This window comes from Planococcus glaciei, assembly GCF_900099655.1.
GTDB lineage: Bacteria > Bacillota > Bacilli > Bacillales_A > Planococcaceae > Planococcus > Planococcus glaciei.
The window spans coordinates 115,299-131,642 of record NZ_FNDC01000014.1 but is presented as its reverse complement, the minus strand read 5'-3'; the positions used below and the strand labels follow the sequence as shown (position 1 = coordinate 131,642).

The window sequence follows — 16,344 nt, the reverse complement described above, 5'->3', positions numbered from 1 at the left end:
TGGCTTCTGCTGACTTCTGGTTGTTCAGCTGCCCATCACTGGGCAGGTTACCAAGGGTACTTGGCGTTTCAACCAGACCTCCCCGGGTAAGAACGCAATCTTTCCCTCCACCTATCTGCTTCATTTACTGCATGCGACCTTCGGCAGAAAGGGCTTTGCCTTGTTCAGCAGACTCACCCAATCGCACATAGCCTTGTATGAAGTTCGTGTTCCTCAGACCGGAGGTTTGCCGCCCGCTTCCTTCAGATTCCACGTCGCCGTGGACACCCTTGCGCTTGGCTAACGGTTACTTCTGCCTTCACCGTTCGGGACTTGCACCCTATAGATTACGCCCATGCCGGGCACACCGAAAAAGAACCAGCACCTTTTCCAGGTGCTGGTTCTTTTGCTCTTATTCTTTATTTTTCGCAGCTTCGTCCGCTTTCCGTTGTTTGCCTTTTCTCCAGACCACCCAAAGGAAAATCATGAAGACGATATACAATACGGCAAGTGCTGCGATATACGCTTTGTTAAAGCCGGTTTCGTCCGTCACGTGATAGGTCTCCGCCAATTCTCGTTCCAAGGAAATCCGGTATTCTCCATTTGCTTCCTGGCGCACCCGGTCGCTTTCAAACAGTCCCTGCAGCTCTTTATCGCTGCCAACTATATCTGCTGGAAGGGTGACGCTTTGCGTGGAAGAAGTGTTGTTAATCGCAACAATCCACGACTCTTCATCATTGAAGCGCTTGTAGACGAGCCAGCCATCTTCTTCATGCAGAACTTCTGTGTCACCGGTACGGAGTGCTGCAGAAGAATTGCGCAGTGTCGTCAAATTGGTGATGTGATCAATCAATTCTTCATCGACTGCCATGTTCAAAATTTGATGCGACTCCGGCAAGGCTTCTCCGTTCATTGCGGTTTCTGTCCCGTATTGCACAATTGGAATGCCAGGCATTGTCAGCAATTGCGTAGCCATTAAACGCCAGCGCGTCGGCGGGAATCCTCTTTCTGCCACGATATCCGCTGTAAACCGTGATCCTAGCAGCGAGTCAACGCGGATCAAATGGCCCGCGCTCTCCTCCATGACAGCTGGCACATCAGAAGAACCCTGGTCAAATTGCTTGTACGAGTTCCGCAAAGCCTCTTCTGCCCCCGGCAAAACGACCGCATCCAATCCTTCAACCGGCTCCATTTCCACATCATTGATCAAGTAAATACTGCGGATCTCTTTAATCGCTTTAGAAAAATCTTTGATGAAACCGGTATCCAATTGATCTGCATTCTGAAGTTTTAAGCCATCCACTTCATATTCCTGCACGAATTTACTGAAAGTTTCAATCAAGGCTTCCTGTACGTCTGAATTTGCTGTATCGAGCGCCAAGGTGCCGTCTTCATTTTCTTCAAACCATTCCGGATTTTCCACTGCCCATGTATGGTCTTTGCTGAGGTTCTGTGTCGGCACATCCACCATCACTTTGATGTCTTGGTCATGCACTTCTTCAAGAAGCGTTTTAAATTCTTTTTTTGTTCCAAAATGGCGCTCAAGTTCATTGTAATCCAGCACTTGTTTGCCATCGTATGTAGCGGATGAAAAAACGGGTCCAATGGACAATACCGTAAAGCCCATTTCTTTGACATAAAGCACCTGGTCCACCACACCGGCAAAATCGCCGCCGCTGAAATCAGCTGGATCCTGTGCATTCACGTCATAATCGTTTTGGATCGATTTATTAAAATACCGGTCCACCAATACATCATATATAATTTCGTCTTCAATCGTCTTTGTTTCTTCAGCTGCAGCCGGCTGCACCATGCCAAGTGCCAGCATTCCGATCAAGACGCTCCCAATCCATTTTGCTTTCAATCCAAAATCCTCCTTCAATGAGGCTTATTTATTCCGTTCCACCCGGTTTATTTTAACAAAATCGCTTGGGTACTGCTATGTATAATTCGTGAAAGCGCCGCAACCGTCCGCACATTCGTCTAAACTGTGAATATCCTGAGGAAAATGCATGGCTGCAACGATATAACAAGGCTAATTGCCTGAAAACTAAGCCATCGACAAAGTTTCAAAAACGTATCGTTCTTCTTAAAGTCAGAAATGAATGCTATTGCATTCATAAAAAAAACAGGCGCTTAAGCGCCTGTTTCTTAGAACAAGTCCAGTCCGATCGGCAACATGAAACCGATGAACAATGTAACAAACAGAGAAACTGCGAACAGCGCCCAGAACATTGTAACCGGTTTTTGTTTTTTCGAACGAACCAAGACCATTTCCATCATTCCGATTGTCACTAAGCCGAAAAGGAATTTCAAGCCGTACATCATCGCATCCGATGAAGAATATTCGATGAACAATGCCAATCCGGAGATCAGGATTAAAATGTAGAATAAGCGCGCTACCATATGCACAATTTTGCGCCCTTTGCTTGCCGGGTTCATGAAAGCTGCTACTAAAAACAGCACAATTCCAATGACCCATGTCGTAATGTGTACATGCGTAGAATCAATTAAAAAGTCCAAAACGTCACCTCATTCAATTTAGTCTTTTCCAGTTTAGCACAATTGGAGGACTAAATGACATGTTTGCCGTTATGACAAATGTGTGACGAGTGTTCCAATCGATTCGATTGAAACTTTCACGGTGTCGCCGGCTTTCAGGAATTTCGGCGGGTTGAAGCCTTTGCCTACGCCAGCAGGTGTTCCGGTTAAAATAACATCGCCCGGTTCAAGCGTAATGTACTTGGAAACTTCCGCTACCAAATCATCCACGCGGCGAATCATATTTCCTGTGTTGCCGTTTTGGCGCACTTCATCGTTCACTTTCGTCACAATCGACAAATCCTGTGCTTCCGGAATTTCATCTTTTGTTACCAGGTAAGGTCCCATTGGGCAAGAGCCTTCCAAGCTTTTCCCTAAAAAGTACTGTTGGTGCTTGCTTTGAAGATCGCGTGCAGTCAAGTCGTTGGCGATTGTATACCCAAAAACATAGTCGTAAGCCATCTGCTTCGGAATCGATTTGCCTTTTTTGCCGATTACGACAGCCAGTTCGCCTTCGTAGTCGTATGAATCCGTTACATCGCTGTGGACTGAAACGGTTTGCTCATCGGCTGCAATGGTCTGCGGTGTTTTCGTAAAGACCACTAAATCAACAGGCGCTTCCGCTCCCATTTCTTTCGCATGGTCTGCATAGTTTTTGCCAATGCAGATAATGTTTTTTGGTGTTCGTGATATAGGTGCTAGCCATTCGATATTTGAAAAAGAGCGTTTGAATTGCTCAGGGTTATCGGACTTGGCAGCTGCTTCCGTCAATTTGCGGATTTGTTCTACAAATTCCATTCCCTGAGGTATTCCTTCAATCAGTCTGGATGGGAAAGATGGCAAAATTTGCAGTTCTTGCTGAACGGCTAAAACGTCCCATACAGCTTCCTCTTTTTTCACTTTTGGTCCAAAACGTTCTTCTTCTTCAAATCGAAAAGATAACAGCTTCATTCGTCAAACACTCCTTTTCTATGATTCCATTCATTATACACATTCATCGTTTTGAATTGTTGCTTTTTTCTAAATTTCTTCCGTAAGTCAATCGCCTTGAAAGATATTCCAAAGGGCCCTGACCGAACTTCGACAGCCACAATTCCGCAAAAATCACCTGGATAGCAAAAATTCCGAGCGCAATCCATGTGCCTGTCAAAACATCCACTTGTCCGTAAAGCCCAAAGCCATACGAATAAAAAATGAGCGTCGCAATAAGCGACTGGCCGATATAAGTGGTCAGCGACATGCGCCCGGCCTTGGCCAACGGACTCAGAAATTTCCGGAAGCTGAGGCTCTGCGCCATCAATGCAATCAAAGCCGCATAGCCGATTGCGACAAGCGGACCGCCGAAAATGTCCTGCAGGTATTGGAATGCATAGTTGTTATCAATCAACAGCGGTGTGGACTTCAATAACAGGCCAAGGACAAGCCCGCCAACTGCGAGGCTGATCCATAATTTGCGGTAATGGGCAGCACGTTCAATCAATTGCATCTTTGCAGCCGCCGCACCTGCCATTAAAAAAGGCAGGATTGTAATGATTAAATAAAAATAACTCGCTGGGTTGTTGCTGTGCATCCAATCGTCAAAACGCTGGCTGAAAATTTCTGCAAACGTCCCTGAAGGATACGCCGCCAGTGAGCTTTGCACTTCCTGCATGCCTGTGTAGATGTTCGGGTCAATGGATACTGCTACGAACATGAGGCTTAGCAAAAAGATTTGCGGAATAACGTAAATCGCCGCTGCCAGCCCTAAAAGCCAAGCGGGCTTCAAGCGGATAAAACCAAGCAGGAAAAATCCGGTAATGGCATAGGTGATCAAAATATCACCATACCAGATTAAAAATGCATGAATGATGCCAAAAGCCAGAAGAATCAGCAGCCGCTTTACAGCAATTGGCATAAAGGGCCGCTGGTATTTCTGCGCTTTCATGAACTGCATTGCTAAACCATACCCGAATAACATAGAAAATAACGGATAAAAGCTAGCCTGGACAAAAATATCAAGCACGCTGAATACTTCTGTATCCCATGCGCCATTAAACCACTTGTAGGGATCGATATAAGAAAATGGCGAGTGGAACGTCAGCATATTGATGAGCAGGATGCCCAAAAGAGCAAATCCTCTCATCAAATCGATTGCATAGACGCGTTCGTTTAATGCTACGGGCTGTAACTTCACAAAAACCCTCCTAAATTTTCACTGTTTGCTTTGCCGCAAACAGGTACAACAGTCGCTCTTTAATTGAGATCTGCAAAATTTCTTCTACAGCTTCCTGATAAATTGCCAGCTGGACATTGTATCTGGCAGCCATTTCCCCCGCAATATCGGCCATTTGGTAAATGCTGTCCGTTTTGTAATCGAGCAGGACCCAGCCGTCTTCTTCCTCAAACAGGCAATCGACAATCCCCTGAATGATCTGGTGGTCTCCGTCGATGTCTTTTTTGGCATAAGTAAATGGAACTTCACGCCTTACGTTTTTGGCATTGGCTAAGCGGGAAGCCAATTCGGTTCCATAAAACTGCTCAATTTCGTTAACCTTGACTGCTTTTCCTTCTTCGGGCGATAAAATTTCCATGCCGACAAGCGTCTCGACAAATTCCGCTATTTCTGCAGCCCCCATTTTTTTAGTCAATGGGATGTGCTGCATGACAGCGTGGACAGCCGTTCCCACGTCTGCCGCAGACAACCGTTTATCCTGCATAAAGTCCGGCCGGTGGACAAGCGTCCGCCGAACCGGTGCAGCTGCTTGAATAAACGATTCTGGCTCATCCATCCGCTGAAGCATCTGGATGCGCTTCATTTCGGATACAGACTGCTTTGATCTTTTTTCGACCGCATATTGATAAGGATAACGGAAATCAAATCGTCGTGCTATTTCTTCCGTAAAGTCTTTGTCTTGTGCATCCGGCCGCAGCAGCTCATCCACGTCAAGGAGTGCCGGCAATAAAGAAGCCGATTCAACAATATTGATGTGGAAGCGGGATGAATGCGGAAGTGAACTGCCGTTTGCCTGCAGGGCCTCTGCAGCATCCGGATGACGGGCAATTGCCGGGCCGATCCAATCCAGATAGCCTTTGGCACGGGAACGGACGTAATCCGGCAGCAAGGTTTCTTTCGAATTCACTTTCCACTTACCGAACAGCCGGTCAATCTCTTTGACAGACGCTGTCAAATAAAGCCGCTCTTTTGCCCGGGTCATGGCCACATACAAGACGCGCATTTCTTCCGCCTTCATCTGCAGCTGCTTCATTTCTTTGACCGCCAAAAACGGCAGCGATGTGTATTCGAGGCGGGTATCGGGATTGACGGCTTTTACGGCAAGCCCATAGTCCTGGTCGAATAAATAAGGTTTATGGAAATCCATTTCATTGAACATGCGGCCGGCGCCGGCAAAAAAAACAACCGGAAATTCCAGCCCTTTTGACTTATGGACCGTCATCAACCGGACCACATTTTCTTTTTCACTCAACGACTTGGCTGTCCCAAGATCATCTCCGCGCTCCCGCATCCGGTCGATAAAGCGCAGGAAGCGGAACAATCCACGGAACGATGTTTTTTCGTATTCCAATGCCCGGTCATGCAGCGTGCGCAAATTCGCTTGCCGCTGCTTGCCGTTCGACATCGCTCCGGCCATTTCGTAGTAATTCGTATCCAAATACACCTGCCAGATCAGCTCAGCAAGCGACCCCCGCCGCGCCAAGTTGCGCCAGTCTTCCAAATGAAGCATAAAGCGGCGCAGTTTTTCCGCAGCAGCCGGATCGATGCCCGACCCTCCCTGAATAAAGGTTTTAACGGCATCGTAAAACGATGCTTGCGGAGCCGCCAACCGGATTTCCGCCAATTCATTTTCTTTCAATCCGATGAACGGCGCCCGGAGCACGGAAACTAGCGGGATGTCCTGATACGGATTGTCAATCACGCGCAGCGTATTCAGCATGATCATGACTTCCAGTGCATCAAAATAGCCGCCAGTCAATTCGGCATACAGCGGAATGCCGGCCGCTTTAAACTCATCCACAAAATCGCCTGACCAGGTCATCGAACGCATCAGGACGACAATGTCACTGTATTCCAATGGACGCTGCTGCTGTTTCCATGGATCGTAGACATGGATCTCTTTTTCCATCAATTCGCGGATTTTCTTTGCAATATAGCGGGCTTCCCACTGGGATTTCGCCAAGTCTTCTTCCGGCTCTTCATCGCTTTCCGGCTCATGGATCAAGGTCAATTCCACCGGAACATCCTGATCCGGATAAGGCGCCTTGTTTTTCAGTGCGGCGGCTTCATCGTAAGTGATTTCTCCGACGCGCTCGCCCATAATCTGCGCAAAAATGTAATTGGTGCCATCCAACACTTCCCGCCGGCTTCTGAAATTGGCATTCAAGTCGACCCGCAGGCCTGTCCCGTCGGCATCTTTCGTAAACCGGCTGTATTTGCCAAGAAACAGCATCGGTTCAGCAAGGCGGAAGCGGTAGATCGACTGCTTGACGTCGCCTACCATGAAGAGATTGCCGTCCGCTTCGCCGCCGGACTTCACCAGATTCAGAATGGTTTCCTGAAGCATATTGGTGTCCTGGTATTCATCCACCAGCACTTCTTTAAACTGCTTTTGGTAATCAAGTGCAATTGGGGACGGCTTGCTTTCGTCACTTAAAATTTCCAGGGCATAATGCTCCAAATCGGAGAAATCGACCAATGCACGGTCAATTTTCAATGCTTTGTATTGTGCCGCAAAGACTTTCGTCAGCTCCACCAAGGTTTTCATCAACGGAGCCATCTCGCGCATTTCATCGAGCAGCCGTTTGGGAGACCGGACGAAATAAGCGTCCATCACGCCATTGACGATTTTTTTCACGTCACTGCGCTTCGCTTTTGCTTCTTCTGCAAGTTCAGCGTCGCACGAATCTTTGCGGATGGTGGCCGCTTTCGGCCAAGCGAACGCTTTCGAGAAATTATAAAGGCTGTCCCATGATTCCTCCAGGGCATCCAGTGCCGTACGGATCAAGTCCATATCCATTTCAAATGTTTCGCTTAACAGAACCGGGCCTTCAGGATAGAGCGCCAGCTGATTTCCTTCATCCGCCAAATTGAGCGCTTCTTCAAGCGCGTGGCGGATGGTCATCTTTAAACCGGCGATAAACGGCAAATCATCGACCGTTGCACCGGCAGGAACTGCATATAGCGCCGGCACTTGTTCCAGCCAGCGGTCAGGCTCCGGATGCACCCGTGAATAGTCATACAGCTTGCTTAAGAGCACTTCCATCGCCTGGTCGTTGCGGTCGGATGTAAAACTGTCCGCAAGGCGGTAGACGGCTTCAGCGTGCTCTCCTTCATAAGCGGACTCCAGGACCGCTTCCAATACATCATCCCGAAGCAATGCTGCTTCGGTTTCATTGGCGATGCGGAAACCCGGGTCGATTTCCAGCAAGTATGCGTATTGCTTAACTACCTGCAGGCAAAACGAATGCAGCGTGGAAATCTGCGCTTTATTGATAAGCCGCATTTGTTTCCGCAAATGTTGGGAATCGGGGTTTTCCGCTACCGCTTTTTCCAGAGCAGTAAACATGCGATGGCGCATTTCTGCGGCGGATGCGTTCGTGAATGTCACGACAAGCAGCTCATCCACGGAGACCGGCTCATTTTCATCCAGCACTTTTTCAATCATCCGGTTGATCAGCACGGCCGTCTTGCCGGATCCGGCTGCTGCAGAAACGAGCATATCCTGCCCCTTAGCCCAAATGGCTTGCCATTGTTCATCTGTCCATGTGGCATCAGTCGGTTTTATCGGAATCATCGTCTGCAGTCTCCTTTCGAATCAATTCTATTGCTTTATCAGCGCTTAAATCCGGCAATTTGCGGTAAGTTTGTTCCGGATCTGACGGATCGAACTGGCAGATGGAACGGTAGGAACAAAACTGGCACGGTGTATCTTCCTTCACTTTGTAAGGCGTGATTTCGGTATCGCCGTCCAAGATGCCGTTGCCGGCTTTTTGGTGCTTGTTGCGGACAAAATGGCGGATCATTTCCATATCGCCTTTTTGGACCGTCCGGGACTGGGATGTTGAAATCTCGCCTTTTTTATTCATGCGCACCGGAATAACATTGGAATAGCCTTCAATGTCACTGTCCATCGCACGTACAACTTCGGGATCTTCCACAATCAGCCCGTTCATTTTGAACGACTTGGCGACTTCTTCTTCAATTTCTTCTGCCGTCATCAGTTTTGTCAACTTCAGCATCGGGTTGTGCATATGGAAATACAGCACGCCCGCCGGTTCTGCCTGCGTGCCGAGCCAGCGGTCTGAATTGGCTAAAGCCACATCCAAATAAGTGAAGGTCTGCAGCGACAGGCCGTGGTAAACATCCCCAAGGTCGAGACCTTGCTTCGATGATTTGTAATCGACGATGCGGATATACGGCTTGCCGTTGATTTCCGTGGAGTCGATGCGGTCAATGCGACCACGCACATTCATTTGGCGGCCGCGCTTCAAGGCAATATCAAGCGGCGGAATGGCTTCAGAACCGCCAAATCCGACGTCCAGCGCAACTGGCGCAAAACCGGATACTTTGGCATGGCGGCTGAGCATAAACGCAGTTTGGCGGATAATTCCTTCTAATTTATGCTGAATATAGCGGTATCGGTGAGAACTGATTAAAATATAATTGACAAAATAAGGCGACAACTGCTGAATCGCCTCTTTGGCCAATTCCTGGCATTGTTTTTTGCTTAGAGAAGACCAGGAGACCCCAAGGCGGCTCACTTCATCTGAAATCCATTTGACTGCGGCATGGAATAAATCCCCCATAGCCGGCGCCGCCAATTTGTATTGGTCCCGCTCTTCAAGCCTTAGACCGTATGCCACATACTGGGCAAATGGGCAGCTGAAATACGTTTCAACCCGGGAGACGCTCGATGAGACCGGCAGGCCATACAGCGGCTCTGCAATTTCTTCCCGCAGCGGATCCGCCACATTGGCCTTGATCGGTTTGACAATCCGCTCGACAACAGAAGCCCAAAACGGATCTTCCCGGTAATAAGACAGCACAGCGCGCCATTCAGCCGACAATTCGCCGCCGCGCAGCTGCGACGTCAAATAAGCGAGGCTCGCCCGCGGGTGCGAAATATAAGGCAAAGGGGAAACGTCTTTCAGTTCTTCCGGGTCAATCACAGCTGGAATCCGTTCCAGCCCGAACATGTCCTGGATTTTTTGGATATACAGTGAAGGCAATAGGGCCTTCCCTTCCTCATCAGCAATCGGATAAGAAACCGTCAGCAAATCAGATGATGCTGTAAACGTACGGTAAGCGGTATAGGTTTCGTCCATCAACCGCATTTTCGAAGTGGGAGCCAGTTCAATGCCGATTTTTGCAAACCATTCCCGTTCGGCATCCGTCAGCAAGCCTTCCTGCTCCACGCGCTGCGGCAGAACGCCGTCATTGACGCCGATGACAAATACCGACTTGATGTCCATCAGCCGGGCCAAATCGATTTTTGAAACCGTGATTTGATCCAGTGAAGGGGGAATACGGGAAAACTCCAGCGTTTCAAACCCTTCATCCAAAATCTTAGCGGCGGTTGCAAGATCGATTTCCTTATCGCCGAACATCAGCACAAACTGGTCCAGCACTTCCACCCACTGCGTCCATGCCTGTTCGTGTTCAGTGGCTGCTAGCAGCCTGTGTTCGGATTCTTCGCGTTCTTTCAGGGCCTGCAGCTTTTCGTAAACATGCATGTGTTCAACGAATAAATACAGGGCTTCCGCAAATTCTCTTCCTGTCGAGCAAGCTGTCAATTTTTCCTTCAGCCCGGACAGCGGCTCACGGATCAAATCGCGGACAGCATGCAATTCCATTTGGGCAGCCAGTTCCTCATCGGTTTGGATGCCTGTATGGAATTCCAGTCCTCTGTATTTCTTATAAAACCAGCGCTTCTCCTCAAACCAGCGTTCGCCGTAAATGCCGTTGGCGATGACGAAATTCTCAAGTAGATCACTGCGTTCCCGCCATTTTGAAACACTGCCCTCTGGGAAAAACAAATCCGTTTTGACTGCCCGGAATACCGGTTCATAGGAATAATTCGAAGACAAGGCTTCCAGCACAGAACGGCTGAATTCAATTAATGGATGGTGCAGCATCGACTTTTTCTGGCTGATAAAATACGGAATGTCGTATTGAGGGAAAATGGTATTGATCAATTCATCATATGCTTCCGGCTGCCGGTACAAGATGGCGATGTCTTTATAGCGCATCCCTTCCTGGATTTGCCGGCGGATGGAACGCGCCATTGCGTGCACTTCCGCTCTTCGGTTGGAAGCTTCCACCAAAGAGATGGCACCGCTTGACTGTGAAGCAACCAGCGGGTAAACATCGAAATGTTCTTCAAGGTGCGCAAGTTCCACTTTGTTGAAACGCCACTGTTCGTCCATGTATACCGGATGGTCGACCTCTATGCCCTTTTGGCGCGCCTGTTCCGTTAACCGTGCGCCGGTATTGGCCGACTGATAAAAAATAGCCTGTTCGTCGTTGGGGTCTGTTTGATTGTCCATCGGAAGAACGATGGTAACGTTCTTCGCATATTTCATCAGTTCAAATATGATTTCGTACTCGCGTGCGGTAAAAGCGAAAAATCCATCAATATAAATTTCAGCAGATTTAACCGTCTCTGAAAACTTGATTTTCTCGGATAACAGCGCCAAATGCCCTTCGGAATCCACAAAGACCTTTCCTAGGCGGTTCTCAATTTCTTTCAATATCAGTTCCAAATCTGCCGCTTTGTCCAAAAGCGTCCGCGGAGCTCCAGCAGAAGCCAGGGACGACCGGATTGTTGTCAATTCTCCGCAATCGACACAATAGCGGGCGAACTCTTTGACCAATTGTTCAATCTGGTCAGTAAACCCTCTTTTTCCAGCTGCCCGGCGGAACAATTGGAAATCTTCCCTGTGCTCTTCCAGCAAACTGCGGATCAGCATGCGGTAGCCGAACGTATCCACTTCTTTCCGGCTGATGCCCCCTACTTCCTGCAGCACACGCCAAGCAAGGCGCTTGAACGTTACAGCCTGAGCACGAATCATCCCGCTCATCCCATAAGCCGACGATAAACGGTACTCTGTAGAAAATGACATCTGGTCCGGCACAATTAAAAACAGCGGGTTTCCGTCTCGGCTGCGTTTTAATTCCGCAGCAATTTCTTCCTGGATAAACCGGCTTTTTCCAGATCCGGCTCGTCCATAGATAATTCGCAATGACACAACGCCACTTCCCTTCTAATAGAACGTTTGTTCTTATTATATATGAATAAGGTGCTGTTTACCAATTCCGGTGCCCTGTTACAGCTTCTCTTTTCTGTATTCTTCGCTTGCCCGGCGGAAGTCAGCTTCCACTCGCTTGTTGAGCCTTTTTTCCAGAATTTTTCCGATGACGTAGAGCAAAATGATGACCACTACCACAATCGCTGTGCGGACAGGCTGGGTGAATAAAGCCCGGATATCGTATCCTACGTAAGAAATCATAAACACCATAACCAATTTTCCAGCCATGACCGTCAGCAAATAATAATGCCTGCTGATATTCGATAAGCCCGCTACCACATTGACCAGTGCTGATGGCGTGAACGGAAAACAAAGAAGCAGGAACAGCGGCCCAAAGCCGTTTCGCTCCACCCACAAGATCAGCTTTTCCACTTTTTGGTGTTTCGTCATAAAATTCATGAATCGGGCGCGGCCGTATTTCCGGACCACCAGGAAAACCGCATAAGCCCCGAGCACTGAACCGCCCCAGGATAAAAGAAAGCCGATCCATAAGCCATATGCCGTTGCATTGGCAAACACAAAAACAAACAAAGGAAGAAACGGCAGAAAGGCTTCAATAAAAGGCAAGAGAAAACCGATCAACGGACCGAATGCCCGGTAAGATTGAGTCAACTCAATTATGTTTTCCATTGTGAAAAAATCAGACATGCACTTCATCCTTTGAATACGTAGATTTTTTATTTCCTCATTGCACGGTGCCTGTTGGGCAAATTTCAGCAACGGGGAGATTGCACACTTTTTATTTTTGGGCATTTAAATGATCCAGAAAATCTGTCTTCAAAAATCAGTTAATATTGTGATATGCTATATTAATTACTTTACACTCTTTCTCCACATTTGGAAAATGAGTAATACATATGAAGAAGGAGCGAAACAGATGGATAGTCGGGGTTTTTCTGCTGGAGTAAAAGCCGGCAGCAGTATCGCCATCGGTTATTTTCCGATAGCTTTAACATTTGGCTTGCTTGCCAAGACGACCGGCCTTTCCTTGATTGAAGCAACGGCCATGAGTATTTTTGTTTTTGCCGGAGCTGCACAATACATATCATTGTCGTTGATTGCCGCAGGCGTTGCGCCGATTCTGATCGTCTTGAATACTTTTGTGGTCAATATCCGGCACTTCTTAATGACGGCGGCATTGAACGAGAAGATGCAGCCAGATGCCCGATGGAAAAAAGCCCTCTACGCGTTCGGCATCACAGACGAATCATTTTCCGTATTGGCCACGCAACAAGGCGGCCGGCTGAAAACAAGTTTTGCTGCGGGTGTTATTCTCATCTCTTATAGCAGTTGGGTCGTCTTTACCGCAGTTGGGCATATGATTGGCGCCAACTTGCCTCAGTTTCTCCAGGCCTCCATGTCCATTGCTTTGTATGCCATGTTCGTCGGTCTGCTTGTTCCGTCCATGCGCAGAAACCGAAAAGTGGTAAGTCTCGCTGCAATCGCCGGCCTTACCCATGCCTTTTTCTATTTTACAGAATGGCTTTCGACGGGCTGGGCCATCTTGGTGGCCACTCTGGCTTCTGCTGTATTTGTTGAACTGATTTCACCGAAAGAGAGGAAGTCTTAAATGGGAGCTTGGTTTTGGTGGATGATTCTTGGAATGGCTGTTGTCACTTATATTCCGCGTGCCATTCCACTTACTTTTTTAGAAGGGCGGGAGCTTCCGGCTTCTGTCCAAAATGTTCTCCGCAACATCCCTTACGCGGTTCTTGGGGCACTCATCTTCCCTGCCATTTTCTTTATACAGGAAGGAAATATCTGGTTCGGAGTTGTCGGTGCTGTTGCCGCATTTGGCATTGCTTTTGCCGGCGCCAACGTGATGATTGTCGTGTTGGGTTCCATTGCCGTCTTGGCATGCTACAGCCTGTTCTTTATGTAAAATAAAAAAGCCGTCACTCATTTTCATGAGTTTCGGCTTTTTTTGAGCGTTTATACATATTCGTAGCATACCAGAACCCGATAGTCAGGGAGGCGGCGTTTACGATATATAAAAACCATGTATTTGTGTATCCTGCATAAACGGCCGCTGCAATCAGCGCCACGGTCAAAACCAATCCCACGACGTGGTTAAATGTTACTCTCGTGAACAACACGACAAACAACCCCGGCAGCAGCAGCGACAGTAAAAACTTCGTGAACATCGATTCCATCACTTAAACTCCTCAATTGACAACAATCAGCCCTAATCGGTGATGATCGTGCCGGAATATGACGTGCTGGCGGAGCCTCAATTCATCGTTATGGTCAAGCACTTCCAAACGGCAGTGTGCCGCATTCACTTGAATCGCTTGGTACAATTCCGTTTCGTTCGAAACAGCCAAGCCATTCACTTTTCGGATGACTTCTCCGCGCTGCAAGCCCATTTTATGGGCGGGTGAGTCCGGCAGCACATCGACAATCATGACGCCTTCCGCTTTTGGCGTAACTGCATGCTTGCCATGCCGCTCTTTCTGTTCAAAGTAGACGGTGATGGCAATGCGGCCAATAACGCCAAGCACTAACGCAACGATAGCCATTGGAGCCCATAATAAGCCCAGCAAGGCCAACAGCACGATGCCGATGCCCAGCTGCCAAGTCATTTTGCCAATCTGAGGAAACAAGTAGACAGGCAAAGTTTTCCGGGCACGGTTTTGGAAACCGAACACAAACGGGAAAAGAATAAACGAAAACGAACTTTCTCCAATTGGAAGCTGCGGCCAATAAGGCGCTGCTTCTTCTATTAGAGAACCCGGTACAACAAGCAGCAGCGGAATCAACCAAAGGCGCTTGGAACCGTAAACTGCCGCTTTCAATCCCCGGGAAGATTTCTCGAGTTGCGGAGAAGCTGAAGCGGCTCCGGTTTTGCTGATCAGCAATCCTTCTGCAATCACTAAAGCACCTGCTAAAAGTGCCACGGGCAATAACCATTCCATGGCAATCGCATAGCCATTAAAATCGGTGAATCCAAGATTCAGCGACCAGCCATTTGCATCAAATAGCCCTACGAGGCCTATCGCAGCAGCCGCTAAGTAGATAAACGACCCCGCGGAATAAAATCCCGATATGACCATTATGATGCTGATGATGCTTAAAGCAGCCAGCCATTCCAGCGGCAACACCAATCCGGCACCCGCAAAAATGACTGAAAAAATGACGGCATACTTCAAGCCGTCTTTCAGAAATCCGGAAAATTCAGTCCAACCCCAAACGATCCGGGTACGAAATATTTTCCTCTCCCGCTTTACGCGGAAATATCCTAACATAATAGCCGCAATCAGCGCTATGTATAAAAGCGGGTTAACAAAAATTCTTCCTATGTCTAGCAGTAGATCCATTATCACTTTTCTTTACACCATCCTATCACTTGCAACTAAGCTTCAATTCATTGTACCAAACAACTGAAGGCTCCTGCACTTCTTTTTAAGTTATTTGAAAGCTGCACCCAGCTGCGCCAAAATATCTTCTGTTCCTTCTATGCCAGCTGACAGCCGGACTACTTGGCGAGTAACGCCGATTTTTTCTTTTTCTTCTTCCGATAATGCACGGTGGGACGTTCCGTAAGGATAGGAGACGGTCGTTTCGACGCCTGCCAAAGTAGGCACAATCTGGATCCAGCCGAGCGATGAGAAAAACTTGGAAACATCCACAGATTCGGGTAGAGCAAATGTCACAATGGCCCCTTTTCCAGGGTACCAGACTTGTGCTTTGTCTTTCAGGAATTCTGCAATTGCCTGGGCATTGGCCGTTTGGGCTTTCATGCGGAGCGCCAGGGTTTTTATGCCGCGCAGCGCCAGCCAAGCTTCAAACGGGCTAAGGTTCATCCCCATGTTAACGATTCGGTTTGCAGCAAGGGCAATCAGCTCCTTGTCTCCGGCAAGAACGCCGGCTGTCACATCACTATGCCCGCCCAAATACTTCGTGGCGCTATGGGCGACAAGGTCAGCTCCCAATTCGAAAGGGCGAACGGCATAAGGCGTTGCGAACGTATTGTCGATCATCACTTTAACGCCATAACGCTTTTTAAGCTGGACCAGAACTTCAATATCTTCTACACGCAAAAACGGATTGGTGATGGATTCGCCGAATAAGAGCTTTACTTCCGGAAAATCAATTAAGTTCTTTTCAATTTCACTGATATTGGAGAAATCAGCAAAATGGACGCCAATGCCTAACCGGACCAGCTCTTCTTTCAGCAAATGAAAAGTCCCCCCGTAGACATCCTGGGCAGCAAGGACATGATCGCCCGCTTGCACGACTGCCAAAATGCCAGCGAGGATTGCAGACATGCCGGATGAAGCGGCAACGCCTTTTGGTGCCCCTTCCAGATTCGCCACCGTTTCTCCTAGGGCATCGGTATTCGGATTGGCCGTACGGGAATAAAGATACGTCCCGTTGCCTTCATAATACCCTTCAAGCTCTTCGAGTGAAGAGAACGAAAAAGCAGAAGTTTGATACAGCGGCATAACTTTTGGATGAATTGCCCGTTCTCCTGCTTTAGCAGTGTGCACCGTTTTCGTTTCCATCATATCCATTGCTCCA

12 protein-coding genes are annotated in these 16,344 nt (G+C 48.2%); 2 read left to right on the top strand and 10 right to left on the bottom strand.

The features are described 5' to 3' along the window. Positions 1–391: 391 nt before the first annotated feature. The 7 genes from BLQ32_RS16050 to BLQ32_RS16020 form a co-directional block, all read right to left on the bottom strand. Entirely contained in the window at positions 392–1,843 is a 1,452-nt protein-coding gene (locus tag BLQ32_RS16050; RefSeq protein ID WP_074511094.1) for an alpha-amylase family glycosyl hydrolase, read from the bottom strand. A gap of 287 nt (positions 1,844–2,130) precedes the next feature. Beyond that, entirely contained in the window at positions 2,131–2,502 is a 372-nt protein-coding gene (locus tag BLQ32_RS16045; protein ID WP_074511093.1) for a YisL family protein, read from the bottom strand. A 69-nt stretch (positions 2,503–2,571) separates the two neighbouring features. After that, positions 2,572–3,471, bottom strand: a complete 900-nt coding sequence (locus tag BLQ32_RS16040; RefSeq protein WP_036804335.1) for a fumarylacetoacetate hydrolase family protein — start codon at positions 3,469–3,471, stop codon at positions 2,572–2,574. Positions 3,472–3,514: 43 nt separating this feature from the next. Then, positions 3,515–4,693, bottom strand: a complete 1,179-nt coding sequence (locus BLQ32_RS16035) for a DUF418 domain-containing protein (RefSeq protein ID WP_083335368.1) — start codon at positions 4,691–4,693, stop codon at positions 3,515–3,517. Positions 4,694–4,703: 10 nt separating this feature from the next. Next, positions 4,704–8,309, bottom strand: coding sequence for a helicase-exonuclease AddAB subunit AddA (gene addA, locus BLQ32_RS16030; RefSeq protein WP_074511092.1), 3,606 nt, complete (start codon positions 8,307–8,309; stop codon positions 4,704–4,706). After that, positions 8,287–11,763 (bottom strand): helicase-exonuclease AddAB subunit AddB, encoded by a 3,477-nt coding sequence (addB, locus tag BLQ32_RS16025; protein WP_074511091.1) that lies wholly within the window; start codon positions 11,761–11,763, stop codon positions 8,287–8,289. The genes addA and addB overlap by 23 nt, the downstream gene beginning before the upstream one ends. A gap of 78 nt (positions 11,764–11,841) precedes the next feature. Beyond that, positions 11,842–12,471, bottom strand: coding sequence for a TVP38/TMEM64 family protein (locus BLQ32_RS16020; RefSeq protein WP_074511090.1), 630 nt, complete (start codon positions 12,469–12,471; stop codon positions 11,842–11,844). Positions 12,472–12,700: 229 nt separating this feature from the next. Here BLQ32_RS16020 and BLQ32_RS16015 point away from each other — a divergent pair, with 229 nt between their 5' ends. Beyond that, entirely contained in the window at positions 12,701–13,393 is a 693-nt protein-coding gene (locus BLQ32_RS16015) for an AzlC family ABC transporter permease (RefSeq protein WP_036804349.1), read from the top strand. After that, positions 13,394–13,705: an AzlD domain-containing protein gene (locus BLQ32_RS16010; RefSeq protein WP_074511089.1), complete on the top strand. Its 312-nt coding sequence runs from the start codon at positions 13,394–13,396 to the stop codon at positions 13,703–13,705. It abuts the gene before it with no gap. 13 nt (positions 13,706–13,718) lie between these two features. On the opposite strand, the gene BLQ32_RS16005 is transcribed toward BLQ32_RS16010, so the two are convergent. The 3 genes from BLQ32_RS16005 to BLQ32_RS15995 all read right to left on the bottom strand — a co-directional run bounded on the left by BLQ32_RS16005 (position 13,719) and on the right by BLQ32_RS15995 (position 16,337). Continuing rightward, the gene (locus tag BLQ32_RS16005) at positions 13,719–13,976 is read right to left on the bottom strand and encodes a CsbA family protein (protein WP_074511088.1); all 258 of its coding nucleotides are present in this window, start codon (positions 13,974–13,976) and stop codon (positions 13,719–13,721) included. 12 nt (positions 13,977–13,988) lie between these two features. Next, positions 13,989–15,140 carry a PDZ domain-containing protein gene (locus tag BLQ32_RS16000; protein ID WP_074511087.1) on the bottom strand — a complete coding sequence of 384 codons (1,152 nt, stop codon included), beginning with the start codon at positions 15,138–15,140 and terminating at the stop codon, positions 13,989–13,991. Between the two features lie 90 nt (positions 15,141–15,230). Beyond that, entirely contained in the window at positions 15,231–16,337 is a 1,107-nt protein-coding gene (locus BLQ32_RS15995; RefSeq protein ID WP_074511086.1) for a trans-sulfuration enzyme family protein, read from the bottom strand. Positions 16,338–16,344: the final 7 nt, after the last annotated feature.